At 71.2% G+C, this 25128-nt stretch carries 24 protein-coding genes; 13 read left to right on the forward strand and 11 right to left on the reverse strand.

Annotated elements, in window-relative coordinates; all coding sequences use genetic code 11:
- The first annotated feature begins 50 nt into the window (after positions 1 to 50).
- Together IE195_RS20415 and IE195_RS20420 are read left to right on the forward strand one after the other, a co-directional pair.
- On the forward strand, positions 51 to 977 hold the full coding sequence (locus tag IE195_RS20415) for a proline dehydrogenase family protein (protein ID WP_191273978.1): 927 nt from the start codon (positions 51 to 53) through the stop codon (positions 975 to 977).
- A 245-nt stretch (positions 978 to 1222) separates the two neighbouring features.
- Complete coding sequence (locus IE195_RS20420; RefSeq protein WP_191273989.1) at positions 1223 to 2110, forward strand: Bax inhibitor-1/YccA family protein; 888 nt, start codon at positions 1223 to 1225, stop codon at positions 2108 to 2110.
- A 124-nt stretch (positions 2111 to 2234) separates the two neighbouring features.
- Here the strand turns inward: IE195_RS20420 and IE195_RS20425 are convergent, their stop codons facing one another.
- From IE195_RS20425 to IE195_RS20435, 3 genes are all read right to left on the reverse strand, one after another.
- On the reverse strand, positions 2235 to 2486 hold the full coding sequence (locus IE195_RS20425; RefSeq protein ID WP_191273992.1) for a DUF4287 domain-containing protein: 252 nt from the start codon (positions 2484 to 2486) through the stop codon (positions 2235 to 2237).
- 292 nt (positions 2487 to 2778) lie between these two features.
- Positions 2779 to 3999: an acetyl-CoA C-acetyltransferase gene (locus tag IE195_RS20430; protein ID WP_191273994.1), complete on the reverse strand. Its 1221-nt coding sequence runs from the start codon at positions 3997 to 3999 to the stop codon at positions 2779 to 2781.
- Positions 4000 to 4045: 46 nt separating this feature from the next.
- The gene (locus tag IE195_RS20435; protein ID WP_191273996.1) at positions 4046 to 5116 is read right to left on the reverse strand and encodes an SGNH/GDSL hydrolase family protein; all 1071 of its coding nucleotides are present in this window, start codon (positions 5114 to 5116) and stop codon (positions 4046 to 4048) included.
- Between the two features lie 377 nt (positions 5117 to 5493).
- Here IE195_RS20435 and IE195_RS20440 point away from each other — a divergent pair, with 377 nt between their 5' ends.
- The 3 genes from IE195_RS20440 (at position 5494) to IE195_RS20450 (ending at position 8951) form a co-directional block, all read left to right on the forward strand.
- Entirely contained in the window at positions 5494 to 6861 is a 1368-nt protein-coding gene (locus IE195_RS20440; RefSeq protein ID WP_191273998.1) for a cystathionine beta-synthase, read from the forward strand.
- Between the two features lie 143 nt (positions 6862 to 7004).
- The gene (locus tag IE195_RS20445; RefSeq protein ID WP_191274000.1) at positions 7005 to 7733 is read left to right on the forward strand and encodes an acyltransferase; all 729 of its coding nucleotides are present in this window, start codon (positions 7005 to 7007) and stop codon (positions 7731 to 7733) included.
- A 72-nt stretch (positions 7734 to 7805) separates the two neighbouring features.
- Positions 7806 to 8951 (forward strand): cystathionine gamma-synthase, encoded by a 1146-nt coding sequence (locus tag IE195_RS20450; protein ID WP_191274002.1) that lies wholly within the window; start codon positions 7806 to 7808, stop codon positions 8949 to 8951.
- A gap of 133 nt (positions 8952 to 9084) precedes the next feature.
- Here the strand turns inward: IE195_RS20450 and IE195_RS20455 are convergent, their stop codons facing one another.
- Positions 9085 to 9327 (reverse strand): hypothetical protein, encoded by a 243-nt coding sequence (locus tag IE195_RS20455; protein ID WP_191274004.1) that lies wholly within the window; start codon positions 9325 to 9327, stop codon positions 9085 to 9087.
- Between the two features lie 297 nt (positions 9328 to 9624).
- On the opposite strand from IE195_RS20455, the gene IE195_RS20460 reads away from it, so the two are divergent.
- Together IE195_RS20460 and IE195_RS20465 are read left to right on the forward strand one after the other, a co-directional pair.
- On the forward strand, positions 9625 to 10356 hold the full coding sequence (locus IE195_RS20460; RefSeq protein WP_191274006.1) for a GntR family transcriptional regulator: 732 nt from the start codon (positions 9625 to 9627) through the stop codon (positions 10354 to 10356).
- 7 nt (positions 10357 to 10363) lie between these two features.
- Entirely contained in the window at positions 10364 to 11176 is an 813-nt protein-coding gene (locus tag IE195_RS20465; RefSeq protein WP_191274008.1) for a GntR family transcriptional regulator, read from the forward strand.
- A 75-nt stretch (positions 11177 to 11251) separates the two neighbouring features.
- Here the strand turns inward: IE195_RS20465 and IE195_RS20470 are convergent, their stop codons facing one another.
- A complete protein-coding gene (locus tag IE195_RS20470) occupies positions 11252 to 12406 on the reverse strand; it encodes a VWA domain-containing protein (RefSeq protein ID WP_191274010.1) in 1155 nt (384 codons plus the stop codon).
- Positions 12406 to 13827 (reverse strand): sigma 54-interacting transcriptional regulator, encoded by a 1422-nt coding sequence (locus IE195_RS20475; protein WP_191274019.1) that lies wholly within the window; start codon positions 13825 to 13827, stop codon positions 12406 to 12408. Before IE195_RS20475 ends, IE195_RS20470 begins: the two co-directional genes overlap by 1 nt.
- A 136-nt stretch (positions 13828 to 13963) precedes the next feature.
- Between IE195_RS20475 and IE195_RS20480 the strand changes: the two genes are divergently transcribed.
- The gene (locus IE195_RS20480; protein WP_191274022.1) at positions 13964 to 15118 is read left to right on the forward strand and encodes an FIST signal transduction protein; all 1155 of its coding nucleotides are present in this window, start codon (positions 13964 to 13966) and stop codon (positions 15116 to 15118) included.
- A 249-nt stretch (positions 15119 to 15367) separates the two neighbouring features.
- A complete protein-coding gene (locus IE195_RS20485; protein WP_191274024.1) occupies positions 15368 to 16759 on the forward strand; it encodes a DUF8814 domain-containing protein in 1392 nt (463 codons plus the stop codon).
- 46 nt (positions 16760 to 16805) lie between these two features.
- Here the strand turns inward: IE195_RS20485 and IE195_RS20490 are convergent, their stop codons facing one another.
- From IE195_RS20490 to IE195_RS20500, 3 genes are all read right to left on the reverse strand, one after another.
- Complete coding sequence (locus IE195_RS20490) at positions 16806 to 17408, reverse strand: RDD family protein (RefSeq protein WP_191274026.1); 603 nt, start codon at positions 17406 to 17408, stop codon at positions 16806 to 16808.
- Between the two features lie 161 nt (positions 17409 to 17569).
- Complete coding sequence (gene greA, locus IE195_RS20495; RefSeq protein ID WP_191274028.1) at positions 17570 to 18070, reverse strand: transcription elongation factor GreA; 501 nt, start codon at positions 18068 to 18070, stop codon at positions 17570 to 17572.
- A 148-nt stretch (positions 18071 to 18218) separates the two neighbouring features.
- Complete coding sequence (locus IE195_RS20500) at positions 18219 to 18635, reverse strand: DUF4307 domain-containing protein (RefSeq protein ID WP_191274030.1); 417 nt, start codon at positions 18633 to 18635, stop codon at positions 18219 to 18221.
- A 156-nt stretch (positions 18636 to 18791) separates the two neighbouring features.
- Between IE195_RS20500 and mca the strand changes: the two genes are divergently transcribed.
- Both mca and IE195_RS20510 read left to right on the forward strand, forming a co-directional pair.
- Positions 18792 to 19670, forward strand: coding sequence for a mycothiol conjugate amidase Mca (gene mca, locus IE195_RS20505; RefSeq protein ID WP_191274032.1), 879 nt, complete (start codon positions 18792 to 18794; stop codon positions 19668 to 19670).
- Positions 19671 to 19675: 5 nt separating this feature from the next.
- The gene (locus tag IE195_RS20510; protein WP_191274034.1) at positions 19676 to 19951 is read left to right on the forward strand and encodes a hypothetical protein; all 276 of its coding nucleotides are present in this window, start codon (positions 19676 to 19678) and stop codon (positions 19949 to 19951) included.
- A gap of 161 nt (positions 19952 to 20112) precedes the next feature.
- Here IE195_RS20510 and IE195_RS20515 read toward each other — a convergent pair whose 3' ends face one another.
- The gene (locus IE195_RS20515; RefSeq protein ID WP_191274036.1) at positions 20113 to 20460 is read right to left on the reverse strand and encodes an alpha-amylase inhibitor; all 348 of its coding nucleotides are present in this window, start codon (positions 20458 to 20460) and stop codon (positions 20113 to 20115) included.
- 332 nt (positions 20461 to 20792) lie between these two features.
- Between IE195_RS20515 and IE195_RS20520 the strand changes: the two genes are divergently transcribed.
- On the forward strand, positions 20793 to 22832 hold the full coding sequence (locus IE195_RS20520; RefSeq protein WP_191274038.1) for a thioredoxin domain-containing protein: 2040 nt from the start codon (positions 20793 to 20795) through the stop codon (positions 22830 to 22832).
- Here the strand turns inward: IE195_RS20520 and IE195_RS20525 are convergent.
- The gene (locus IE195_RS20525; protein WP_191274040.1) at positions 22829 to 24196 is read right to left on the reverse strand and encodes a serine/threonine-protein kinase; all 1368 of its coding nucleotides are present in this window, start codon (positions 24194 to 24196) and stop codon (positions 22829 to 22831) included. The genes IE195_RS20520 and IE195_RS20525 overlap by 4 nt on opposite strands.
- Before the next feature lie 312 nt (positions 24197 to 24508).
- Between IE195_RS20525 and IE195_RS20530 the strand changes: the two genes are divergently transcribed.
- Complete coding sequence (locus IE195_RS20530) at positions 24509 to 25120, forward strand: RNA polymerase sigma factor (protein ID WP_191274042.1); 612 nt, start codon at positions 24509 to 24511, stop codon at positions 25118 to 25120.
- Positions 25121 to 25128: the final 8 nt, after the last annotated feature.

Raw genomic sequence — 25128 nt, forward strand, 5'->3', positions numbered from 1 at the left:
CATCGTCCGCGCCAGCCCACCGGCTCGCGCACGTCTTCTTCGAGGTCTCCATGCTTCGTAAACCCCTGCTGCTCGCCGCCAGGTCCGCGACCTGCCGCAAGATCATCGAGCGCACGCCCATGACCCGGGCCATGGTCTCCCGCTTCGTCGCGGGGTCCACCCTGGACGAGGCTCTTCCGGCCGTCGAGGAACTCGCCAGGGACCGGTACGCCACCCTGGACTTCCTGGGTGAGGACACCGCGGACCTGGCACAGGCCACCGCCACGGTGACCGCCTACCAGGACCTGCTCGCGGCCCTGGGCGAGGCCGGCCTGGGCGACCGGGTCGAGGTGTCGGTCAAGCTCTCCGCCGTGGGCCAGTTCCTGAACCAGGACGGTGAGAAGATCGCGCTGGACAACGCGCGCCGGATCGCCGAGGCCGCCAAGGCGGTCGGCACCACGGTGACCCTCGACATGGAGGACCACACCACCGTCGACTCCACGCTGGGCATCCTGGGCGAGCTGCGTGAGGACTTCCCGTTCGTGGGCGCGGTGCTCCAGGCCTACCTGCGCCGCACCGTGGCCGACTGCCACGACCTCAGCGGAGCCGGATCGCGTGTGCGCCTGTGCAAGGGCGCCTACGACGAGCCCGAGTCCGTGGCCTTCCGGGACAAGCACGAGGTGGACAAGGCCTACGTGCGGGCGCTGAGCGTCCTCATGGCGGGCGAGGGCTACCCGATGGTCGCCTCGCACGACCCGCGTATGGTCACCATCGCGGGTGAACTGGCCGCTGCCAACGGCCGCGGAGCGGACGACTACGAGTACCAGATGCTGTACGGCATCCGGGACGGCGAGCAGGTCCGCCTGGCCGCCGAGGGCAAGCGCATGCGCGTCTACGTCCCCTACGGCGACGAATGGTACGGCTACTACATGCGCCGCCTGGCGGAGCGCCCGGCCAACATGCTCTTCCTCGCGCGTTCCCTGATGACCCGCAACTGAGGGCCGTCCGCCGGGGCGTGTGCGTCGAACACGCCCCGGGTCCGCGTGGGAGGGGTCCGCACCGCCTGACACGGGTGCGGACCCCTTTCCGTGTCCGCGGAACGTGACCGGCGCCACGGGCGGGAAACGCGATCGGGAGGAATCCGAAGCCGTTTCGCAACGGTGACCTTCGCGGCGGAACCGGTGACCAGAGCCGTACGTTAACTTGTGGGCAGCAATCCACGCGTGAAAGGCCTTTACTAGACATGCGGATGCGGAGTTCCAACCCCGTCCTCAAGCGGGCGCTACAACAGCAGTCCGGTCCCCAGCAGGGCTACGGTCAACCCGGTTACGGGCAGCAGGGTTACGGACAGCCGTACCCGTCGCAGCCCTACGGTCAGCAGACCTACCCCGAGCAGGGCTACCCCCAGCAGGCCACCGGCGACCAGCCGATGACCATCGACGACGTCGTCGTGCGCACGGGTATGACCGTGGGTACCGTCGCCCTCTTCGGCGTCCTCAACTACTTCCTCTTCTCGGTCAACCCGGGCCTGGCCCTGGGCCTGATGATCCTCGGCGTGCTCGGCGGGCTCGTCCTGGGTCTGGTGATCGCCTTCAAGCAGATCACCAACCCGGTCGCCATCCTGGCCTACGCGGGGCTGGAGGGCCTGCTCGTCGGCGGCCTCTCGGCCCTGCTCGGCAACATGCTCTCCATCCAGATGGGTGACGCCTCGGCCGGGACCTCGCTGGTGTCCCAGGCCGTGATCGGTACCGTCGCGGTCTTCGCCGTGATGCTCGCGCTGTACAAGTTCCGCGTCATCAAGGTGACCGACGGTTTCGTCAAGGCCGTCTCCTACGCGGTGCTCGGCGCGGCCGCGCTGATGCTGGTCAACTTCGTGCTCAGCTTCTTCATCGCTGGCGGCATCGGTCTCCGTGAGCCCACCTGGCTGGGTCTGGGCGTGGGCATCGTGTTCGTCGTCCTGGCCGCCCTGACCCTGGCCATCGAGTTCCGCGGCATCGAGGAGGGCGTCAACGCCGGCATCCCGAACAAGTTCGCCTGGCAGTTCGCCTTCGGCCTGACCGTCTCCCTGGTCTGGCTGTACATCGAGATCCTGCGCCTGCTCTGGATCATCAAGACGATGTTCGCGGAGTAGCCTCGCGGACACGCGCCTTCCAGGCGCACCTTCGCGCGATGAGGGGCCGTCGCCCGGGTTCTCCCGGGGGCGGCCCCTTCGCCGTCATCGGCGGTCGGTCACGCGGGTGTCGGGAGTTCGGCGGTCAGGAGGTCTCCCGGCGCGGTGCCGGGATGGAACGGTTCCTGCGGCGGCGGTCGTACTCGGTGACGATGGCCTGGGCGTAGCCGTGGGTGAGGTCGTATTCGTCAGCCAGCCAGTACGACCGGTCCGCGGTGCGCAGGAGTCCGGGTCCCCTGTCGAGCGAGTCGAACCACTCGTGGAGTCCGCGGCCGGTGACGGCCGGGATGCGTTCGATGAGCTTTGCGTGGATCTCCGGCGAGTGGGTTACCGACATAGGCACCTCCGCAGTGCGTTCGGTGTGTGGCACTTACCTGCGACCCTGCATCAGGATCACCTTCTGGACAAGCCCCGGTCACCAGCTTTTACCTTGCCCGTGCGAGAACGTTTCCCCCTGTCCCCTCCGTAGCCGAACCGGATCGCGGCCGCGGTGGTCCGCGCGTGTTCCGGCGGGCGGGGAACACTGTTCGCGAACCGCCCGGAACGGGCCCGGACACGGGGAAAGGGGCCCCGGGCGGTGCCCGGGACCCCTCGTCCGCCTGCTCGGTCCGCCCGAGGGCGGGGAGCGCCTAGCTGAGGCGCTCGAAGACGGCGGCCATGCCCTGACCGCCGCCGACGCACATGGTCTCCAGACCGAAGGTCTTGTCGTGGAACCGGAGACCGTTGATCAGTGTGCCGGTGATGCGGGCACCGGTGCTGCCGAACGGGTGGCCGACGGCGATGGCGCCGCCGTTGACGTTCAGCTGGCTGTCGACGTCGATGCCCAGCTGGTCGGCGGAGGGCAGCACCTGGGCTGCGAAGGCCTCGTTGATCTCGGCGAGGTCGATGTCGCCGATCGCCATGTTGGCGCGGGCCAGGGCCTGCTTGGAGGCCTCGACCGGGCCCAGGCCCATGATCTCGGGGTTCAGGCCGGTCACACCGGTGGAGACGATGCGGGCCAGCGGGGTGATCCCCAGCTGCTTGGCCTTGGTGTCGCTCATGATGACCAGAGCGGAGGCGCCGTCGTTCAGCGGGCAGGCGTTGCCCGCGGTGACGGTGCCGTCGGGGCGGAACACCGGCTTGAGCTGCGAGACCTTTTCGTAGGTGGTGCCGCGGCGGATGCCGTCGTCGGTGCTGACCACGGTGCCGTCGGGCAGGGTCACCGGGGTGATCTCGCGCTCCCAGAAGCCGTTGTCGAGGGACTTCTCGGCGAGGTTCTGCGAGCGGACGGCGAACTCGTCCTGGCGCTGGCGGGAGACGCCGGTGATCTCGGCGACGTTCTCCGCGGTCTGGCCCATCTCGATGTAGGCGTCGGGCAGGTTGCCGTCCTCGCGCGGGTCGGTCCAGGTGCCCTGGCCGCCCTCCTTGCGCTTCTCGGTGCGCGCCGTGGCGTCGGCGAAGAGCGGGTTCTGGTTCTGCGGGTTGTCGCTGCTGCCGTTGGCGAAGCGGCTGACGGTCTCCACACCCGCGGAGACGAACACGTCTCCCTCGCCCGCCTTGATGGCGTGGTAGGCCATCCGGGTGGTCTGGAGGGAGGAGGAGCAGTACCGGGTGATGGTGGTGCCCGGGACGGTGTCCAGGCCGAGCTGCACGGCGACGATGCGGGCCATGTTGAAGCCCTGCTCACCGCCGGGCAGGCCGCAGCCGAGCATGAGGTCGTCGATGCTCTTCGGGTCGAGCCCGGGGACCTTGGCCAGGGCCGCGCCGACGATCTGGGTGGTCAGGTCGTCCGGGCGCATGTCCTTCAGGGAGCCCTTGAAGGCTCGGCCGATCGGGGAGCGCGCGGTGGCGACGATGACTGCTTCGGGCATGTTCTTCGTCCTTGTTCGGGTCACGGCAAGACTTGTTACTGACCAGTTAACCCGTCCGGTGCTCTCCGGCGCCACCCGGGGTCGGCCTTGGCGAGTCCTCCCGTGTGCCGCCGTCGGAGGCGGCTCCGGAGGGTGCGGACCGCGGTGCGGCCCGGGGCCGGAAGGGGCCGCGGACGAGCGCGGCCCAGCTGCCCCGGGCACCGGATGGTGCCTGGTCAGCGGCCCGCGAGACCTCCGTACCCGGAGTCTGCGCGGCTACCACCGCGGCGCGGTCGACGGGCAGGACGCCCCGGGTGCGTTCGCCCTCGTCCAGTTCGGGGAGCAGCCCCAGGGCCGCGCAGGCGGAGGGCAGTACGGCGAACGCGGCCTGTGCGTACCCGCGAGCTGACGGATGAAAACGGTCGGGCCCAAACATGGAAACTGGATCTGACCGAAAATCCTCGGCAAGGATGTCGCTCAGCGAGACCGTCCGGCCGCCGACCTCCGTCACCGCGATGGTCTGCGCGGCCGCCAGCTGCCGGGAGGCCCGTCGCGCCACCGAGCGCAGCGGCCAGCTGATGGGGCGTACGGTGCCGAGGTCGGGACAGGTCGCCACGACCACGGGGGTGCCCAGGCCCACCAGGTCCCGGGCGGCGTCCCGTAGCGCGGCCACCGCGTCGTTGGGGCGGACCCGGCGGATGACGTCGTTGGCGCCGATGAAGACCACCGCGACGTCGTAGCCCGATCCCGGCACTGCGGCCCCGGACCGCTCCACCTGTGCCGCCAGGTCCGCGGAGGTGGCACCGGGGGTGGCGGTGCACCGCAGACGGACGGGCCGGTCGGCCGCCGCCGCGATCCCGGCGGCGAGGAGCGCACCGGGGGTCTGCCGGGCCCGGGCCACCGCGAAACCGGCGGCGGTGGAGTCGCCCAGCATGAGGAGCCGCAGGGGCGGACCCTCGCCGTCACCGTAGGTCCCGTCCGCCTTCGGGCGCCGCCAGTCGGTGTGGCCGATCGCGTTCTTGGCCAACTTCGCCTGGAGGTAGAGCAGGGCCACGGTGCCCCCGCCCACGAGTGTGAGCCCGCCCCCGCCGAACGCGGTGGCGGCGGCGATGCGCCGCGCTCGAACGGCTCGCAGCATCGGTACTCCCCGAAGCGTCGGGCCCGCCCGGGGGCGGGCCGCTGTGGGCCGGGCTCCTTCGGGCCGCTCCCGGGGCCGTCACCGGCACGTGCCCGCCCGGGACGCCCGCGGAACACTCCCACTCGACGTTACCGGCGGGGAACTTCCGGGTCACGTAACCCGGCGGCAGACAATCCGGGCCCCGAGGACACCGAAGAGGAGCCCTCCGGGCGTGGAGCGGACCGGTCCACACCGCCTGCTGGCGCGGCGAATACGCTGGTTGGTGAGGTTAGAGTCAGGATGTGGGGGACCGGACCGGTCCCACCCGCCCCGGGCGTCACCGGGGAAGCGACACCGGCGGGCCGAAGACCCGGTCGCCACTATGCGAAGGAGCGAAGTTGCGGGTACACGACTCACTCATCGACCTGGTCGGGGACACCCCGCTGGTCCGTCTTCGGAAGGTCTCCGAGGGGTTGGCCCCCACGATCCTGGCGAAGGTCGAGTACTTCAACCCGGGCGGTTCGGTGAAGGACCGCATCGCGCTGCGGATGGTGGAGGCCGCCGAGAAGAGCGGTGAGCTCAAGCCGGGCGGCACGATCGTCGAACCCACCTCCGGCAACACCGGTATCGGTCTGGCCCTGGTCGCGCAGGAGAAGGGCTACCGCTGCGTCTTCGTCTGCCCGGACAAGGTCGGCCCGGACAAGCTGTCGGTACTGCGGGCCTACGGCGCGGAGGTCGTGGTCTGCCCGACCACGGTCGCTCCCGAGCACCCCGAGTCCTACTACTCGGTCTCCGACCGGTTGGCCGCCGAGATCCCCGGCGCCTGGAAACCCAACCAGTACGAGAACGAGAACAACCCGGAGTCGCACTACCACTCCACGGGTCCGGAGATCTGGGACCAGACCGAGGGCCGGATCACCCACTTCGTGTCGGGCATCGGCACCGGCGGCACCATCAGCGGCACCGGCAGGTACCTCAAGGAGGCCTCCAGGGGCGGGGTGCAGGTCATCGGAGCCGATCCCGAGGGTTCGGTGTACTCGGGCGGCAGCGGCCGCCCGTACCTGGTCGAGGGCGTGGGCGAGGACATCTGGCCCGGCACCTACGACACGGCGATCTGCGACGACATCGTGGCGGTCAGCGACAAGGACTCGTTCCTGATGACCCGCCGCCTGGCCAAGGAGGAGGGCCTCCTGGTGGGCGGCTCCTGCGGCCTGGCGGTCGAGGCGGCGCTGCGGGTGGCCCGGGACGCGGGACCCGACGACGTCATCGTGGTCCTGCTGCCGGACGGCGGCCGCGGCTACCTCGGCAAGATCTTCAACGACGAGTGGATGGCCGACTACGGCTTCCTGTCCGCCGAGACCGAGGAGGCCACGGCCGGCCAGGTGCTCGCGGACAAGGAGGGCGAGATGCCCGACTTCGTGCACAGCCACCCCGACGAGACCGTCGGCACCGCCGTGGCGATCATGCGCGAGTACGGCGTCTCCCAGCTGCCGGTGATGAAGGAGGAGCCTCCGGTCATGGCGGCCGAGGTGGTCGGCTCCATCGCCGAGCGCGATCTCCTGGACGCCCTCTTCGACGGCCGCGCCGAGCTGGACGACCTGGTGGAGACGCACATGGGCAAGCCGCTGGCCACGGTGGGCACGGGCACCCCGGTCAGCGACTGCGTCCGCCTGCTGCGCGCCTCCGGGGCCCTGGTGGTGTTGCGCGACGGCAAGCCGGTGGGGATTCTCACCAGGCAGGACCTGCTGGCCCACCTCTCGGGCTGAGTCACCCGCCCCGCGGCCCGGACGGCGCCCGTACCGAGCGTCGTTCGGGCCCCGCTGTTCGCCCACCGGACACGTTGCCGCATACTCGGACACTGCTAATGTTCGATATCAGTGTTACTGCCGGGTAATAAGTGGGTGCAGGCGTGTCACGGCTTCTGTCCTGGATGATTCGCTCCGTCTGGTCGTACGCACGGAGCCACGCGGAGATCCGAGCCGGCTCCAGGGCCGCCCGGAGGTTCGCGCGCTTCGGCGCCGGCTCGGCGATCGCCTTCCCCACGGCCACGCTCTACGGGGAGCCGTGGATCGAGATCGGCGTGCACACCGTCCTGGGCGGGGACATGACCCTGGCGGCCGGGATGGGGCCCGACTACGACCTCGGCGAGGGCACGGTCGTGCGGATCGGGTCCGGCTGCGCCATCGGCCGGGGGTCGCACATCGTCGCCCACCGGTCCGTGGACATCGGCGACCACGTCTACACGGGCCCCTACGTCTACATCACCGACCAGAACCACGCCTACGCCAACACCGAGATCCCCGTCGGCCTCCAGTGGCCGGTGGACGACCCGGTGAGCATCGGCGCCGGCAGCTGGCTCGGTGCCAACAGCGTGATCCTGCCCGGCGTCCACCTGGGGAGGAACTCCGTGGTCGCCGCCGGGAGCGTGGTCCGGCCCGGCACGTACCCCGACCACGCGGTCATCGCGGGCATCCCCGGCAAGGTCGTGCGCACCCACGATCCCGAACTGGGCTGGGACCCGCCGCTGCGCGGGACCGGGACGCCCACCCGCGTCCCCACCCCCGTGGCCGGGCTGCCGCCCGAGGTGCCCGCCGACCCCCCGGAGCCGGGCTCGTCCACCCGTTTCCCACCGGCCTGACCCCTGTCCGGATCCTGAGACCTCCCTGTTGACAACGGGTTCGGGGCGGCCCACGGGCACTATTGTGGCCACATGAAGTTCGACGGGTTTGAAACGCTGGCCATCCACGCGGGCCAGGAGCCGGACGCCGGCACCGGTGCCGTGGTTGTGCCGATCTACCAGACGAGTACCTACGCCCAGGACGGCGTGGGCGGGATGCGACAGGGATACGAGTACTCCCGCACCGCCAACCCCACGCGCACCGCGCTGGAGGAATGCCTGGCGGCTCTGGAGTCCGGAGCGCGCGGCCTGGCCTTCGCCTCCGGAATGGCGGCCGAGGACACCCTGCTTCGCACGGTGCTCTCCCCCGGCGACCACGTCATCATCCCCGGCGACGCCTACGGGGGTACCTTCCGCCTGATCTCCAAGGTGGTCGAGCGCTGGGGCGTCAGCTGGGACGCGGTCGACCAGACCGACGTCGACGCCGTCCGTGACGCCGTGCGCCCCAACACCAGGGTGGTGTGGACGGAGACGCCCACCAACCCGCTGCTGGGCATCACCGACATCGAGACGGTCGCGCAGGTCGCCCACGACGCGGGCGCCCTGCACGTCGTCGACAACACGTTCGCCTCCCCCTACCTCCAGCAGCCGCTCACACTGGGCGCCGACGTGGTCGTGCACTCCACCACCAAGTACGTCGGCGGGCACTCCGACGTGGTCGGGGGAGCGCTGGTCGTGGCCGACGCCGAGCTGGGGGAGCGGCTGGCCTTCCACCAGAACACCATGGGTGCCGTCCCGGGCCCCTTCGACTCCTGGCTGACCCTGCGCGGGGCCAAGACCCTGGGAGTGCGGATGGACCGCCACAGCGAGAACGCCGGACGCGTCGTGGCCGCCCTGGACGCACATCCCGCGGTGCGGCGCGTCTACTACCCGGGGCTGGACTCCCACCCGGGGCACAAGATCGCCGAGCGGCAGATGCGGTCCTTCGGCGGAATGGTCTCCTTCGCTCTGCGCGACGGGGAGAAGGCCGCTCTGGAGCTGTGTGAGCGGACCAGGATCTTCACCCTGGGCGAGTCCCTGGGCGGGGTGGAGTCCCTCATCGAGCACCCCGGGCGGATGACGCACGCGTCGACCGCGGGGTCCCCGCTGGAGGTTCCGGCCGACCTGGTGCGGGTCTCCGTGGGTATCGAGTCCGGCGACGACCTGGTCGCGGACCTGCTGCAGGCCCTGGAGGGCTGATTCCGCGGAGGTTCCGGGGGCCGTGCGGCGCTGCCGCGCGGGCTCCGCGGCCGCACTTCCGGGCCCGTCGCGGCCTCTCATCGGTGTCGGCCGGCGGGGCTCCGGATCTTCGGGTCCGGGCCCCTCGTCCGGGTCAGACCGCGGTGGGCGTGCGGCTCTGGTCCGGGAGTTCGCTCCGGTCCTCGCGGAAGCGCAGGCCGCAGACGGCCCGGCCGGAGCGGTCCAGGGCGCTGTCGTTGCCGCCCCTGCGCAGGGAACGGTAGCTGCCGCGGCTGTCCTGGCGCCGGATACCGATGGAGACGGTGAGGAAGAACCCCGTGGCGAGTCCCATGAGTACGAGCCCGGCGAACGAGAGGATGACGAACGTGGTTTCCATGGCGGGTCCTCTGTGGTGGTGGGCGGTCAGGTCCTGATCGGCCCCCCGGTCGTTCGAGGGGGCGGCGGGATGTGTCGCATGAGATCCGGTTTCTGCTGTCGGTGTGGGGCGGGACCGACCCCGAGGGGTTCGTGTTCTCCGTTTACGGTGCCCGGACGGTGGAGCCGTCCTGTACCTGTGAAGTCCTTCAACTAAGATGGGTTCAACGAAACCGGTTGTACCTGTTTGACTGGTGTACCACTCAGCTTGTTGGTACAAGCTAAGTTGTTGGTCTTTTACCCCCCAGAGGGCGGACTTATGCGGGCAGAAAGCAGATACCGACAGATCGCCCGAGTGCTGCGACGGGAGATCCAGGAGCGGAGTCTGCCCCTGGGCGGCCAGCTCCCCTCGGAGAAGCAGCTGGAGGATCGCTTCGAGGCCTCCCGCAACACGATCCGCCTGGCGCTGGGCATGCTGCGCAACCAGGGGCTCATCGTCAGCAGGCCCGGACGCGGGCACTTCGTGCAGGACGTGGTCCCCGAGACCTTCTACGCGACCCGCACCAAGGGCGGTCCCGACGGGCTCAACGAGTCCAACATGAGCGGGCTGACCCTGGAGGAGCTCCAACTCCTCAGCGCCACGGCCGACATCGCCAGCCGCCTGCGCGTCCCCGAGGGAGAGATGACGGTGGTCCGGCGCATGCACCGTTTCTCCGGTGAGCGCTCCGGCTCGATCAGCTCCGCCTACTACCCGATGGACCTGGTCCAGTCCACCCCGCTCATGGTGCCCGAGGACGTGGAGAGCGCCCTGGTCGTGCTCATGGAACACGGCCACCGCCAGGTCGGGTACGTGGACGAGCTGGAGACCCGGATGCCCACGCCCCAGGAAGCCTCCCAGCTCGAACTCCCCCCGGGCGTTCCGGTGCTGAACGTCAACCGGACCGACTACTCGCAGGACCGCCCCATCCGGCTGGTGCACACCGTGCACGCGGGACACAGCATCCGCTACCAGTTCGAGCACGGCGACCTCAAGGCCTACCACCGGGACTGAGCAGACCATGAGCACGACGAAGAAGACCGTGGTCGCCGACTACCTTCGGGACGCGCTGGCCAGAGGCGCCTACCGGCCGGGAGAACGGCTTCCGGGAGAGGAGGAGCTCGCCGAGGAGCTCGACGTCTCACGTGCCACCGCGCGTCTGGGCATGCGCATCCTCCAGGACGAGGGCCGGATCGCCATCCAGGTCGGGCGGGGCGCGTTCGTCGCGAACCACCGGCCGATCACCCACCTGGCGGAACCGGTCGCCGCGGACGGCGATTCCGGCAGCCTCGAGTCGGGCTACAGCTCCCGCCTGAGGCAGGCCGGCCACGGCGACGTCGACGAGAGGGTCAGGGTCAGCCTGGACACCATGCGCCCGCGTGTGGCCAAACGGTTGGTCAACGGCCCCGAACAGCAGAGCCCGAACGCCGGGCTCGTCGTGATCCGCGCCTCCGAACACCTCGTCGACGGCGGCCTGTGGCAGACCCAGATCACCTACTTCCCCTTCAGCATCGCCAACAACACGGCGCTCATGACTCCGGAGCACCTGGCGGGCGGGATCGCCGGGACCCTGCGCGCGCTCGGCTTCCACGAGGAGTGGAACCGGGACCTCGTGGGCGCGCGCATGCCCTCCCAGGAGGAGGCCGACGCGTTCGGGCTGGGCCCCGGCACCCCCCTGCTCGTCCAGGAACGGGTGTCCTACGAGGGACAGCGCCCGTTGCGCTTCACCGAGACGTTCATGCCGGCCAACCGCCACCAGCTCCTCTACACGGGCGGCGACGCCCCCGAGAACCTGCCGGTGGTGGACACCGACCTGAGCATCTTCGAGCACTGACCGCCCGGTGCCCGGTACGGCCGCGGCTCCCCGGAACCGCACCGGGACGCGGCCCCGGCCGGACGCGCGACCGGATCAGCGCCGCCGCAGGTAGCGGTCGACGACCAGCGGCCCCAGCGCCCCGGCGTCGGCGTGCAGCACGCGCACGCCCCGGCGGCGTTCGAGGAGCTCCCGGAAGGCGCGCAGCCCGGACTCCTCGGAGAGCAGGAAGAACGTGGCCTCGGCGCCCTCACCCAGGACGGAGTCGAGTTCGGCCGCGGTGAGCTCCACCGTGCGCGGCGCCGGCGGCCAGGAGAACCGCGCGTCGCCGTCCTCGCCCAGGTGCGCGGTGGGCTCGCCGTCGGTGACGACCAGTACCACCGGCCGCAACCCCCGGTGGCGGCGCAGGTACCGCCGCGCCAGGTGCAGGGCGTGCTGGAGGTTGGTGCCGGGTGTCCGCCGCCAGTCGTGCCCGACCAGGTCGGCGGGGGTCATCGCGCGGGCCCGGTCGCCGAAGCCGACCAGCAGGACCCGGTCCTCGGGGTACCGGGTGCGCACCAGGGTGTGCAGGGCCAACGCGGTGCGCACCGCGGCCTCGTGCAGGCCGCGGGCCACCATCGAGTGGGACAGGTCCACGAGCAGGCACACGGCGGCGGCCCCCGCGGGCTCGGTCTCCGCGTACCGGAAGTCCTCGGGGCGCAGCGCGTCCGCGCCTCCGGGGCCGCGGCCGTCCCCCGGGAGGCCGCCCTGTGCCGCACGGCGCACGATCGCCTCGCGCAGCGTCGCGACGGGGTCCAGGGCCCGGTCGAGGCCGTCGCGGGGCACCGCGGCGCCGGTGGGCTCGCCGCCGGCGCCCTCACCGCCCCGGTGCCCTCCGGGAGCGGCCCGCCGCGCCGACTCGATCTCCGCCAGCGCGGCCTCGCCCAGTCTGCGCAGTTCACGCGGGGTCAACTCGTGGTCGGCGGCGTCCAGGCGCTGCAGGGGACCGCGTGCGGCGCCCCCGAGGAGCCCACGGAGCAACCCGGCGTCCACCCCGTCCACCGCGGCCCGGTCGCCGTCCGCGTAACGGCTCAGGGCGTCCTCGGCCCCGGCCAGGGCCTCCAGTGCCTCCTCCGGGAGCGCATCACCTGAGCGTGCCCCGTTGACCAGGGCCAACAGTTCGGTGGCCGCCCGCACCGCCTCCTCGGGAGGGGGGTCGGGCTCCGCCAGCGGGTCGGGGCCGCCCGTGTACGCCCGGTACCGGAATCGCATCAGAAGCGGTAGACACCCCCGTCGGGCGCCGTGTCCTTGGACAGCCGGCGCTCCAGGTACAGGCCCTCCAGGGCGAACTCCACCACCGCGGCGGCCAGCCCCGGGGTGGGCGGACCGTCCGACGCCTCCGGCGCCGCCCGTTCGATCAGCCCGGCCAGCCCGGGCACCGCACCGACCCTGCGCAACAGTTCGGCCGCGCCGACCAGGTCTCCGCTCTCCACGGTCGCGCCGCCGGCGAACCGGTCGCTGAGCGGTTCCAGGTCGGCCCCGCCCAGGCGGGCCCGGAAGGTCTCGGCGACCGCCCGGCGCAGCAGGGTCTCCAGGATCGACGCCTCACGTCCCTCGGCCCCCGTCTCGAACTCCACCTTGCCCAGGAGGGGCTCGGCCACCCCGGAAAGGTCGCAGACCCGGGCCACCGGCACCTCCTCGCCGACCAGCGCGGCCCGGCGCAGCGCCGAGGCGGCCACGGTCTCGGCCGCGGCCACGCAGAAGCGCACGGACACGCCCGAGCGCTGGTCCACCCGGTTGGAGGAGCGGACGAGCCGGGTGAAGCGGGCGACCGCCTCCACCAGGTGCGAGGGGACGGTCGTACCGGCGGGCAGGTGCGCCTCCTGCCGGACCAGGGAGAGCTCGGCGTCGAGGTCGGGCGGGTAGTGCGTGCGCACCTGGGCGCCGAAGCGGTCCTTGAGCGGGGTGACGATCCGACCCCTGCTCGTGTAGTCCTCGGGGTTGGCGCTGGCCACGAGCAGCAGGTCCAGGGGCAGGCGCAGGGTGTATCCGCGCACCTGGATGTCGCGTTCGGCCAACACGTTGAACAGGGCCACCTGGGCGCGGGCGGGCAGGTCGGGGAGTTCGTTCACGCAGAACACGCCGCGGTTGGCGCGGGGCAGCAGGCCGAAGTGGACCGTCTCGGGGTCGCCGAGCGAACGCCCCTCGGCGAGCCTGGCCGGGTCCACGTCGCCGACCAGCTCCGAGGTGCCGGTGTCGGGGGTGGCCAGCTTCTCGCCGTAGCGTTCGTCGCGATGCCGCCAGACCACCGGGAGGTCGTCCCCCTCGGTCGCGCTGCGGCGCACACAGGAGGGGCAGACCGGAGCGTAGGGGTGGTCGTTGACCGGGCATCCGGCGACGGCGGGCGACCACTCGTCGAGCAGCCCGGCGATCGTGCGGATCAGCCGGGTCTTGCCCTGGCCGCGCTCGCCCAGCAGGACGACGTCGTGTCCGGCCAGCAGGGCCCGTTCCAACTGGGGCAGCACGGTGTCGTCGAAGCCGTGCACACCGGGGAACCGGGGCCGGCCCGAGGCCATGCGGGTCAGGAGGTTCTCCCGGACCTCGACAGCCGTGGAGCGGTGGACGTGGCCGGACTCGCGCAGTGCGGCGCGTGTGCGCGGGAGTCCGCTCGGCGGGGAGGCGGCGTGGGTCACAGGCAGGAGTCTAGAGGCGGGGGCGTTTGAGGGGCCAGCTGGAGGAAAGCCCCTGTTTGGAGTTCGGATGGAAGAATGGGACGGCAAGGTTCCCAGGCCCGGCCCCGGTGGCCGGTGAAGGCGGGGGTGGCAGCTGGTGGTTAGGTTCGGCGATGCTCTGACGACGGGGGCCGACCTCGTGAACGCGGCCGAACGTGCCGTCCTGCAGGCCCTGGAGCAGATGGACGGCCCCGCCGACCTGGTCTGCTTCTTCGTCAGCGGTGCGGACCCGGAGGAGGTCACGCTCGCCGGTAAACGGGTCATGGAGCTGGCCGGGGACGCGGTCACGCTGGGGTGCAGCGCCACCGGTGTGATCGGCGGCGGCCGCGGGGTGCAGGACCAGGGCGCGGTGAGCGTGTGGAGCGCGCGCCTGCCCGGGGTCGAGCTGACCCCGTTCCAGCTGGACACCGTCATCGAGGCCGACCAGCTGGCGGTCGTGGGCATGCGCGAGCCGACCCCGCGGGACCAGGCGGGGATCCTGCTCGCCAACCCCTACGAGTTCCCCACCCAGGCGTTCGTCCGGGAGACCACCGCGGCCCTGGACGGCCTGCCGCTGGTCGGCGGTATGGCCGACGGTATGCGCGGCGAGGACTCGGTGCGGCTGTTCTGTGACGGTGACGTGGCGCCGAACGGGGCCATCGGCGTGCTGCTCGGCGGGGACGGGGTGATCGGCACGGTGGTCAGTCAGGGCTGCCGCCCGGTCGGTCCGAGCATGACCGTCACCAAGGCCGAGGGCAACCTGGTGCTGGAACTGGCCGGGTCCAACGCCTACGAGAAGCTGGAGAGCCTGGTGGAGGAGCTCCCCGAGGAGGACCGCGAACTGGCCGAGCGGGGGCTGCACGTCGGCATCGCGATGGACGAGTACGCCGACCACCACGAGCAGGGCGACTTCCTCATCCGTACGCTCAGCGGCGCCGACCCCGACCTGGGAGCGCTCACCATCGACGACATGGTGGAGGTCGGCCAGACGGTCCGCTTCCAGGTCCGCGACGCCGGCACCGCCGACGAGGACCTGGCCCGCAAACTGTCCGAGTTCGGTGCCGAGCACGCCGTGGGCGCGGGACTGCTGTTCTCCTGCAACGGCCGGGGCGCGAACCTGTTCGCCCAGGCGGACCACGACGTCCTGGCGGTCCGGAGGATCCTCGGCGTGGGTCCGGTGACGGGGTTCTTCGGGCTGGGGGAGATCGGTCCGGTCTCCGGGGTGAACCACGTGCACGGCTTCACCGCCTGCCTGTTGGCCTTCGCCCCCTGAACGCCCACTGACCCGTGCCCGCCAAACCCCGGTGATCTTGCTACCAGGGGCAACTTCGGCGCCGAGATCGCCCCTGGTAGCAAGATCACCGCGGAAGAGGGGGCGAAAACGGTCGCGAACGTCTCCGAGTCGGACTTTTAACGTCGGATCGCCAACACTCGCCACAAGCTCCTTGAGTGTGCCCACACCAGGGCTATTACTAAGAGTGACGGATATTGTCACTTTGTGTGTTTGGTGAGAGAAGGAACGATGGCCGACAACCGGCGCACGACCACGTCCCTCGCGGCACTGGGGGCGTTCGCACTGCTGGCCCCGCTGGCGACACCCACCGCGGCCCTGGCCGACTCCTCCTGGCTGGAACAGGACCTGGCCTCGACCGACCGCGTCGGCCTGGCCCTGGAATCCGGTGCGCTGCGCCTGGACACCGCCGGGGCCTCCGCCCTGGGGGCGTCGCCGCGCCTGGACCCCGCCGCACGCCGCACCGGCCTGGCGGTCTTCCCCGAACAGGCGCTGGAGGAGCCCACCGACACCCTCGACGTGGACGTGCGCACCACCGGGGACGCGGAGGAGGTGCTCACCGAGGCCCGCGGCGTGCGCGCCGACGGGATGTGGACCGAGTGGTACCCCACGGCCTCCGGCGGCGGCCGGGTGACCCTGACGGAGGCGGTCATCGAGGTCCAGCTGCGGATCGGGGTCGAATCTGCGCCCGGGAACACGGAGGTCGCAGTCACCGACGTGCGGGTCCGGCCGGTCGAGGGTTCGCCGTCCGTCGGTGATCCGGACGGCGGTGGTCCGCAGGAGACGGAGGAGGGTGCGGAGGGTGCGCAGGACCCCCCGGTCGGTGACGACGTACCGCAACCCTTCTCCGCGCGGCTCTTCGCCACCCGTATCGGACTGGTCGGCAACACCACCGCGAACGGGCACACGGTCCGCCCCGACGACCACTTCGTCGCCCTGCCCTCCCGCCGGGGGCTCGCCAACCGGGGCGGCGGAGAGTACACCGTCCGGGTGTGCAGCACCGGTGAACTGGGCCCCGAGGCGGTCGGCGACACCGAAAACCACGAACCGCGCTGCGCCTACCTGCCCGTGTGGGACGTGGGCCCCTGGAACATCACCGACGACCACTGGAACGACGACCGTGAGTCCTGGCGCGACCTGGACCGCGGCAGACCCCAGGCCCAGGCCGCCTACACCGAGAACCACAACAGCGGCCTGGACGGGTTCGGGCGCCGGGTGCGCAACCCGGCGGGCATCGATCTCGCCGACGGAGCCTTCAACGAGGGCCTCCAGCTGCCCACCAACGGCTGGGTGCAGGTCGACTACCTGTGGACTGCCGAGTACCGGGCCCGCGCCGAGATCGTCACGGCCACCCAGGCGGACCCGGTGATCCTCCGGGACGGCCCGGGGACGGACCACGACACCGTGGGGCTCGCCGCCTACAAGGCCAACGTGGACGTGGCCTGCCAGACCACGGGGGACGAGGCCACGGGTCCCTCCGGTACCACCGACGTCTGGTACCGCATCGGTGCGGGGCACTACGTTCCGGCGGCCTTCGCCGACGGAGGGGCGGACGCCCCCGAGTGCGTCGAGGGCACCGAGGATGCGGAGGACGCCGAGGGAACGCGGGCCGGGCAGGGATAGGACCGGCCCGGTGGCCCGGGGCCGACCGGACCCGCTCCGGAGGTCGCTAGGGACGGGTGCGGACCACCAGGGTGCCCGCCACCCGGTCGTGCAGGGCACGCCCGCGTGTGTCGCCGAGTATGGCCATGGACTCCGCGGTCGAGAACAGGTGGCCCACACAGGGCAGGGACTGCGGCAGGCAGAAGAAGGCGGAGCGGCCCACCGCCTGGCCCTGGCTGAGCCCGCCCCCGCCCGAGGCGCTCACCACCTTGACGCCCACCATCATCTTGCCGAGGGTGCGGCCCCAGGTGACCAGGTAGAGCCAGTCGTAGAAGAACAGCAGCACGCCCCAGCCGAAGACGAACAGGTACGCCCAGAGCTCACCCTCGGCATCGGTGGTCTCCGTGTTCCCGGTCAGCAGCACGGTCACGACGGCCATGACGAAGAAGAACGCCGCGGCCGTGACGAAGGCGAGGACGTAGTCGATGAGCCGGGCGAGGAGCCTGACGCCGAAACCGGCCGTCGGGGGGCCGGACCACGGGCCGCCGGGAGCCCCCGGAACGGGGGGAACGGGCGCGGGAATCTGTGGCCCACCGTGGGACCATCCCCCGGCATAGGGGGGCTGACCTCCCTGGTGGGGGTGGTGGGGGTTCCAGTGGGGCGAGGACATGCGGCCGCCAGTTCCTGGGTGGACGAGGTCGTGGAGAGCGGGGACAAGAGCAGGTTACCCAGGGCGCACGGTCGCCGGGCACGGCGCATACGACGGGGGCGGCCGCAGCCGCCCCCGTCGTGCTTCGGTCCCGGCCCGCCGAACGGCCGCGCAGCGGTGGGTCACATGCCGCTGTAGGGGACCGCCTCTATGATCTCGACACCGAGGCTCTTGCCGTTGGGCAGGTTGTAGCTGACGGTCTCACCCACACGCTTGCCGTTGATGGCGGAGCCGAGCGGGGACTTGGGGGAGTACACGTCGATGGGGGAGCCGCTCTCCTCACGTGAGGCGAGCAGGAAGGTGACCTCCTCGTCGTCGCCGTCGAACCTGACGGTGATGGTCATGCCGGGGCCGACCACGCCTTCGGTACGGGGCGCTTCGCCGACCCGCGCGGTGCGCAGGATCTCGGTGAGCTGGAGGATGCGGGCCTCCATCTTGCCCTGTTCCTCCTTGGCGGCGTGGTAGCCGCCGTTCTCCTTCAGGTCACCCTCTTCCCGGGCGGCCTCGATCTTCTCCGCGATCTCGATACGCCCACTCCCCGACAGGTGGTCCAGCTCTCCCTTGAGCCGGTCGTACGCCTCCTGGGTGAGCCAGGTGACGTTGTCATCGCGGGTCTGGGTCACGGGAACTCCTTGTGTACTAGTAGCAAAGGCCACCAGGCGGCCAGAGCTGAACTTACGAGAATATCACCGTGCGCGACCGCGCATCGGTGCCCTTGTTCCCGGGGGTTCCGCTCCGGTTCCGGTACCGTCCAGGGGAGGGTTCGGTGGATCAGTCCTGCGAACCTTGTTCCCTGCACGAGGCCACTTCTACCGTGGAAGCCTGACGAACCGTTTCAACGGTCCTGTTGACCATCCGGTTCCCGCTCTCCACATCGACCTTCTCCTCACCCACGAGGACCATCTGGTCGTCGAGCGCCTGCACCAGGCACTCCGCCCCTTCCCTGCTGTTTACCTCGAAGGAGATCCGGGCCTCGCTCCCTGAGGGTGCGGACACCGAGATCACCTGGTGGTACACGCCGCCGCCCAGCCCGCTGTAGCTCATCACCGAGTACCCCCAGCCGATGGTGACGGCCACCGCGAAGACGGTCGCGACGACGAAGAAGACGGGCCCGTTGCCGTGGCGCTTGCGTAGCGCTGGCGCGGTGTCGGCACTGTTCACGGCATCATCTTCCGGGGTCGCTGACATTGGGAATCTCCGAGCAAGGGGACGGTGTTGTCTAAGATATCCCCGACCTGACAGCCCCCCTACGCGGCCCGCACGTGAGTCGTCCGCGCCGCGCCCCGGGGCGGCGGCGGACGGCCGCGTCCAGCGGCTGTCGACCGAGCCAAGGAGAAGCCTTCGTTGTCCGAGCGCCTGCGGCTTATGGCCGTTCATGCCCATCCCGATGACGAGTCCAGCAAGGGCGCGGCCACCATGGCGCGTTACGTCCAAGAGGGCACGGAAGTGCTGGTCGTCACCATGACCGGTGGTGAACGCGGCGACATCCTCAACCCCGCGATGGAACGTCCCGAGATCCGCGAGAACATCGCCGAGGTCCGTCGCGAGGAGATGAGACGCGCCCGCGAGATCCTCGGTGTGGAACAGGAGTTCGCCGGTTTCGTCGACTCCGGCCTGCCCGAGGGCGACCCGCTGCCCCCGCTGCCGGAGGGCTGCTTCGCGACCCTGCCGGTGGAGGAGGCCGCCGAGCCCCTGGTGGCGGCGATCCGACGGTTCCGCCCGCACGTCGTCCTCACCTACGACGAGAACGGCGGTTACCCGCACCCCGACCACATCATGACCCACAAGGTGTCGATGCACGCCTTCGACGCCGCCGCCGAGCCGGACGCCTACCCCGAGGCGGGGGATCCCTGGCAGCCCCTCAAGCTGTACTACTTCGTCTCGTTCCCGCCGGAGCGCTTCGAGGCGCTCGCCGAGATCCTCGCCGAACGCGGTCTGGACAACCCCTTCGCGGAGTGGACCGAGCGGATCAGGAAGCGGGACCGGCCGCGCTGGGAGATCACCACCCGCGTGCACTGCAGTGAGCACTTCGACACCGCGCACGCGGCGCTCAGGGCCCACGCCACGCAGATCGACCCGGACGGCTTCTGGTTCGCCGTGCCCAACGACGTCGTGGCCGAGGCTTGGCCGACCGAGGACTACCACCTCGTCCGCTCCCTGGTGGACACCGAGGTCCCGGAGAAGGACCTCTTCGCGGGTGTGCGCGAGGCAATGAGAGTATGAACGGCATGAACACCCTTCTCACGTCCGCCACGGTGCTCGCCGGGGACTTCGCGTTGGACAAGGACACCGTCACCCCCGGTGTACTGGGCTTCCTCGCCGTCTTCGCGATCGGTGTGTGTCTGTACTTCCTGATGAGGAGCCTCGTCGGCAAGCTGCGCGGCGTCTCGGCGCGCGCCGAGACGTTCGGGTCCGCCGGGACCGCGGACGGGGACGGACGGGAGGCGGTCGCCGGGGCGGACGCCGCGGCGACCCCGGAGCGGGACCCCTCAGCCAGGGGATAGACCGTGTCCGGTCGGGCCCGGCCCCGCCGCGTACCCGCGGGGCCGGGCCCGCCGGAGGCTCCGGTCACGCCGGGCGGGGCCGGGCTGGTTTTCCGGGTGCGGCGCGGGGGCGGAGGCAGGACCGCTGTCCCGCGCCGACTCGTTCCCGGAGGTGCCGGGGCTCAGCCGTCGCTGGTCGTGGTGGAGTCCGGGGCGCACACCCGCAGCCCCGTGACGTAGTTGAGCTGAGGCCCGTAACCGTTGAAGGTCGCCCATCCGCCCGGCTCGATGACGCGGCATGAGGCTTCCTGGCCGTCGGTGTACTCGACCGTGACGGCGACGGTGGACTCGCAGCCGTTGGAGACATGGGTGTAGCGCCAGCTCGAGTGGTACTGCACGCACTCCGGCGGCGGGGCGGCGGTGTCCGCCGCGGCGGACGGGGCGGCGGCCAGGGTCAGGAGGCCGCCCGCGGCCACGGCGGCGAAGGCGATGCGGCGTGACGTACGGGTCGTGGGAGAGGGGTTTGTCATGTCCGCCATCTTTCAGGGGCACGGCAATCTTGCGCAAGTATCTGAAAGGACTTTCAGTAACCTACTGATACGCGACAGTAACCTGCAGTCCAGAGGGCTTTCTGCGGCTGAAATAACTTGCAGGGCTTCCGGTGTATTGCTGCTGGTAGTGGCCCACTGCTGACCTGTCTGTCGCTTCTCTGCTGCTTCGGACGGTGCTGACGGTCGGTGCGACGGGCGCGGAGACCGCAGTCCCCGGAGCCCCGCCGTCCCAGCGGCCCCCGGCCGGTCCCCCGGCCGGTCCCCGGGGCGGCCGCACGGTGGGGCGTGCGGCCGGCTGGCAGAGTGGGGGTATGTCCAACCGCCTGAGCGACGCGACCAGCCCGTACCTGCTGCAGCACGCCGAGAACCCCGTGGAGTGGTGGCCCTGGGGTGAGGAGGCCTTCGCGGAGGCCCGCCGCCGCGACGTGCCCCTCCTCGTCTCCGTGGGTTACGCCGCCTGCCACTGGTGCCACGTCATGGCCCACGAGTCCTTCGAGGACCCCGCCACCGCGAGCCTGATGAACGCCCTGTTCGTCAACGTCAAGGTCGACCGGGAGGAGCGCCCCGACGTCGACGCCGTGTACATGGAGGCGACCCAGGCCATGACCGGCCAGGGCGGCTGGCCCATGACCGTGTTCACCACCCCGGACGGCGCCCCGTTCTACTGCGGCACCTACTTCCCGCGCGACCACTTCCGGCGGTTGCTCGAAGGCGTCGCGAACGCCTGGCGGGACAACCGTGCCGACCTGCTGGACCAGGGCAGGAGGGTGGTGGAGGCGCTCGGAGCCCCGCGCCGCCTGGCGTCCTCGCCCCCGCCCACCGCAGCCGACCTGGACCTCGCCGTCCAGGCGCTGGTCCGTGACTACGACGCCGTCAACGGCGGCTTCGGCGACGAGCCGAAGTTTCCGCCGTCGATGCTGCTGTCCTTCCTCACCGCGCAGCACGAACGCACCCTCCCGTTCCAGACCGCGGACGAGCCCACCCCAGCGGCGCTGATGGCGGGCGGCACCGCCGTGGCGATGGCCCGGGGCGGAATGTACGACCAGATCGGCGGCGGGTTCGCGCGCTACTCGGTGGACCGCGAGTGGCTGGTCCCGCACTTCGAGAAGATGCTCTACGACAACGCTCTGCTGCTGCGCGCCTACACCCGGATGGCCCGGCAGCCGGCGGGCGGGGACCCGGCGGCCGCCGCGGGCAGGGGGCTGCTGCTGCGCGTCGTCCAGGAGACCGCGGACTGGATGCTGCGCGACCTGCGCACGCCCGAGGGCGGGTTCGCCTCGGCGCTGGACGCCGACAGCGAGGGGGAGGAGGGCATCTACTACGTGTGGTCCCCCGCACAACTGAGCGAGGTCCTGGGGGAGGAGGACGGCGCCTGGGCCGCGGAGCTGTTCGGGGTGACCGCGGCGGGCACCTTCGAACGCGGCTCCTCGGTGCTTCAGCTCCGCGAGGACCCCGACGACCCCGAACGCTACGACCGTGTGCGCGCCGCCCTGCTCGCCGCCCGCGAGGGCAGGGTGCCGCCCGCCCGAGACGACAAGGTGGTCGCCGCCTGGAACGGCCTGGCGATAGCCGCCCTGGCCGAGGCGGGCGCGCTGCTGGAGCGGCCCGAGTGGATCACCGCGGCCCGCGAGGCCGCCGACCTGGTCCTGGGAACCCACCTGCGGTACGGGCGCCTGGTGCGCACCTCCCGGGACGGTCGCCCCGGCCCCAGCGACGGAGTCCTGGAGGATTACGCCGACCTCGCCGAGGGGCTGATCGCCCTGCACGGTGTGACCGGACAGGCCCGTTACGTACGGGAGGCCGGGGGACTGCTGGACACCGTCCTGGACCACTTCGGCGACGAGGAGGGCGGGTTCTACGACACCGCCGACGACGCGGAGAGGCTCTTCAGCCGCCCCCAGGACCCCACGGACAACGCCACCCCCTCCGGCCGGTTCGCCGCCGCCTCGGCACTGCTGTCGTACGCGGCACTGACCGGAAGCGAACGCCACCGCGCCGCGGCGGAGGGCGCCCTGGCGGTGGTGCCGCTGCTCGCGGAGAAGGCACCCCGCTTCGCCGGGTGGGGGCTGGCCGCGGGCGAGGCCCTGCTCACCGGACCGCGCGCGGTCGCCGTGGTGGGGGAGCCGGGCGCACCGGAGACCGAGGAGCTGGTGCGTACGGTGCTGCGGTGGGCGCCCCTGGGGACCGTACTGTCCCGGGGGGACGGCCGCGACAGCGGGGGAGTGCCCCTGCTGGAGGGGCGTGCGCCCGTCGGGGGACGGGCCACCGCCTACGTCTGCGAGGGGTTCGTCTGCAAGCTCCCCGTCACCACCCCGGAGGAGCTCCGGGCCCAGTTGACCGGAGCCCCCTAACGCAACTCGACCTTCTCGATGATCTCGTCCACCACGTCCGGGCGGTACTCGGGCTGGCGGATCTCCAGGTACACGGTCCTGGGGGTGCCCGGCGGGTGCACGGCCACGGTGCTGTACGCCCCGTTGCCGTTGCACTCGGGCCATTCCCAGACCATGCCCTCCCAGCCGTCGCTGTGGAAGCCGCGTTCCTCCGGCGCACCCGCACAGGGTTCGGTGCCGGCGACACCGCGCAGGTCGGGGGTGCCGGGAACCACCGTGGCGTACACCCCGTACGAGGGGATGTCGGTGGAGTGCCAGTCGTCGGCGTCGGTGGCGGCGAGCAGTCCCGGGCCCGCCCCGGCCGCGGCGAGGGCGGGACGGGCCTCCTGACCGCTGTGGAACTCCCGGGCCCACGCCGTGGGGACGCCGACCCGCATCTCCTCCGTGGTGTTGCGGACCGAGGCCAGGGAAACCCCTGGTGCGCCGAAGGAGGCGGTCACCACGGTGACGAGGAGCCCACAGGCCAGGGCGAGGGCGCCCGCCCGCTGCCAGGGCATCCGGTAGCGGTTCCACCAGGACGAGTTCTCGGGAGGGTTGGGCGCCATACGGATCGCCCTGACCCGGTCGGTGAACGTCTTGGCGTCGGCGGGGCGGCTCTCCCGGTCCACCGACAGCGCGGACAGGATCAGGTCGTCGAGTGCGGGCGGCAAACCTGGCCGGATCCGGCCAGGCGCGACGCGAACCGGCGGCCGCGAGGGCGGGCGGCCGGTGATGAGTTCGTAGGCGACGGCCCCCAGCGAGTACACGTCGGAGCGGACGTCCAGGTCACCGCCGGGAATGCTCTGCTCGGGGGACATGTAGCCGGGTGTCCCGGCGGCCGCGGTGAAGCCGGAGGCCTCGTCGATGGACTTCGCGAAACCGAGGTCGGCGACCAGGACGCGCTGGCCGACCGGGGAGGACTGCAGGAGCACGTTCGACGGTTTGATGTCCCGGTGGATCGTGCCGTGCCCGTGCAGCACGGTGATGCCCTGGCCGATCTCCGTGAGCAGCCGGAGCGCCTCGTCCAGGGGCAGCTGACCTCGGTGGACGAGGTCGGCGACGCTGCCCTGGTCGGCGTAGGTCATCACCATGTACGGGCGGCCGTCGGGCAGCACGTCGACGTCGTGGACCGCGACCAGCCAGGTGGAGTCGGTCTGGCGGAGGATGCGCGCCTCCTCCAGGAACCTGTGCTGGATGTCCATCTGGTGCGCCCAGTTCTCGGCGAGTACCTTGATGGCCACCGGGTAGTTCAGCAGATCGTCCTGCGCCAGCCAGACTGTGGCGAAGGAACCGGAACCCAGGCGCCGGATGACGCGGTAACGTCCGAAGGCCTCCGGTTGGCTCATTTCCGCCTCGGTCTGTTGGGGGTCAATACGCGTTCGTTGCCCACTAATACACCATCTGCGCCTTCACGTTGGCTTCCGTGGATATGATCCCCTCTCCGGGTGGTGCCGTCCCCTTCGGGGCATGGAAACTGGAGGAGCCTCCGGGCCCGGTCGCGCCATGCGCATGGCGGAGCGGTGAAGGTGAGGATTCGTGGGGTCGGAGCCGGACGGGGCCCATGGGCGTCCAATTGACGTGTGACCCTCTCGGAGCGGGCGCGCACGCGTCCGTGTGGACGGACCGGACGTCTGTCGCAAGCCAGGAAGAGATGAGCCATGAGCAGTAGTGACCACTCGGACCACCAGGAGACCCCCGCCCCCCGGCGCAGGGTGGCGAGCAACGTCGACGAGGAACTGGAGGAGCTCGCCCGACGGGCCAAACACGGTGACGCCGTGGCCCTGGACGATCTGCTCAGGCGTATCCAACCCGAGGTGCTGCGCCGTTGCGCGCGGTTCCTGCCCTACCGCCAGGACGCGGAGGAGGCGTGTCAGGACGCCCTTCTGCGCGTGGCCCGCAAGATCGACAGCTTCAAGGGCGACTCCCTGTTCACCACGTGGCTGTACACCGTGGTGTCCAACTCGGCCCGGCAGACCTACCGCTCCATGAAGCGCCGCTCCGCCGAGTTCCCCACCGAGGCCGAGCGGATGCCGCACCAGCGTGACCCGCGCACGACCAGCGTCATCGCCGGTTCGCGGATCGACCTGCTGGAGGCCCTCGACCAGCTGGAGAAGGACCGCCCCAACCTGGTGGCGCCGCTGGTGCTGCGGGACCTGTGCCAGATGGACTACAACGAGATCGCCTCGGAGCTCAACCTCGCGCTGGGGACCGTGAAGTCCCGTATCCACCAGGGCCGTAAGCACGTGCGGAAGTCGCTTGCCGTGACGTGACGTCCCCG

Origin of the sequence: Nocardiopsis terrae (genome assembly GCF_014651695.1) — a bacterium.
Lineage (GTDB): Bacteria > Actinomycetota > Actinomycetes > Streptosporangiales > Streptosporangiaceae > Nocardiopsis > Nocardiopsis terrae.

Coding starts and splice junctions, on each gene's coding strand:
- IE195_RS20415 (WP_191273978.1), top strand. CDS start 51: ATGCTTCGTAAACCCCTGCTGCTCGCCGCCAGGTCCGCGACCTGCCGC.
- IE195_RS20420 (WP_191273989.1), top strand. CDS start 1,223: ATGCGGATGCGGAGTTCCAACCCCGTCCTCAAGCGGGCGCTACAACAG.
- IE195_RS20425 (WP_191273992.1), bottom strand. CDS start 2,486: ATGTCGGTAACCCACTCGCCGGAGATCCACGCAAAGCTCATCGAACGC.
- IE195_RS20430 (WP_191273994.1), bottom strand. CDS start 3,999: ATGCCCGAAGCAGTCATCGTCGCCACCGCGCGCTCCCCGATCGGCCGA.
- IE195_RS20435 (WP_191273996.1), bottom strand. CDS start 5,116: ATGCTGCGAGCCGTTCGAGCGCGGCGCATCGCCGCCGCCACCGCGTTC.
- IE195_RS20450 (WP_191274002.1), top strand. CDS start 7,806: ATGAAGTTCGACGGGTTTGAAACGCTGGCCATCCACGCGGGCCAGGAG.
- IE195_RS20455 (WP_191274004.1), bottom strand. CDS start 9,327: ATGGAAACCACGTTCGTCATCCTCTCGTTCGCCGGGCTCGTACTCATG.
- IE195_RS20460 (WP_191274006.1), top strand. CDS start 9,625: ATGCGGGCAGAAAGCAGATACCGACAGATCGCCCGAGTGCTGCGACGG.
- IE195_RS20465 (WP_191274008.1), top strand. CDS start 10,364: ATGAGCACGACGAAGAAGACCGTGGTCGCCGACTACCTTCGGGACGCG.
- IE195_RS20470 (WP_191274010.1), bottom strand. CDS start 12,406: ATGCGATTCCGGTACCGGGCGTACACGGGCGGCCCCGACCCGCTGGCG.
- IE195_RS20485 (WP_191274024.1), top strand. CDS start 15,368: ATGGCCGACAACCGGCGCACGACCACGTCCCTCGCGGCACTGGGGGCG.
- IE195_RS20490 (WP_191274026.1), bottom strand. CDS start 17,408: ATGTCCTCGCCCCACTGGAACCCCCACCACCCCCACCAGGGAGGTCAG.
- IE195_RS20500 (WP_191274030.1), bottom strand. CDS start 18,635: ATGTCAGCGACCCCGGAAGATGATGCCGTGAACAGTGCCGACACCGCG.
- IE195_RS20510 (WP_191274034.1), top strand. CDS start 19,676: ATGAACACCCTTCTCACGTCCGCCACGGTGCTCGCCGGGGACTTCGCG.
- IE195_RS20515 (WP_191274036.1), bottom strand. CDS start 20,460: ATGACAAACCCCTCTCCCACGACCCGTACGTCACGCCGCATCGCCTTC.
- IE195_RS20520 (WP_191274038.1), top strand. CDS start 20,793: ATGTCCAACCGCCTGAGCGACGCGACCAGCCCGTACCTGCTGCAGCAC.
- IE195_RS20525 (WP_191274040.1), bottom strand. CDS start 24,196: ATGAGCCAACCGGAGGCCTTCGGACGTTACCGCGTCATCCGGCGCCTG.
- IE195_RS20530 (WP_191274042.1), top strand. CDS start 24,509: ATGAGCAGTAGTGACCACTCGGACCACCAGGAGACCCCCGCCCCCCGG.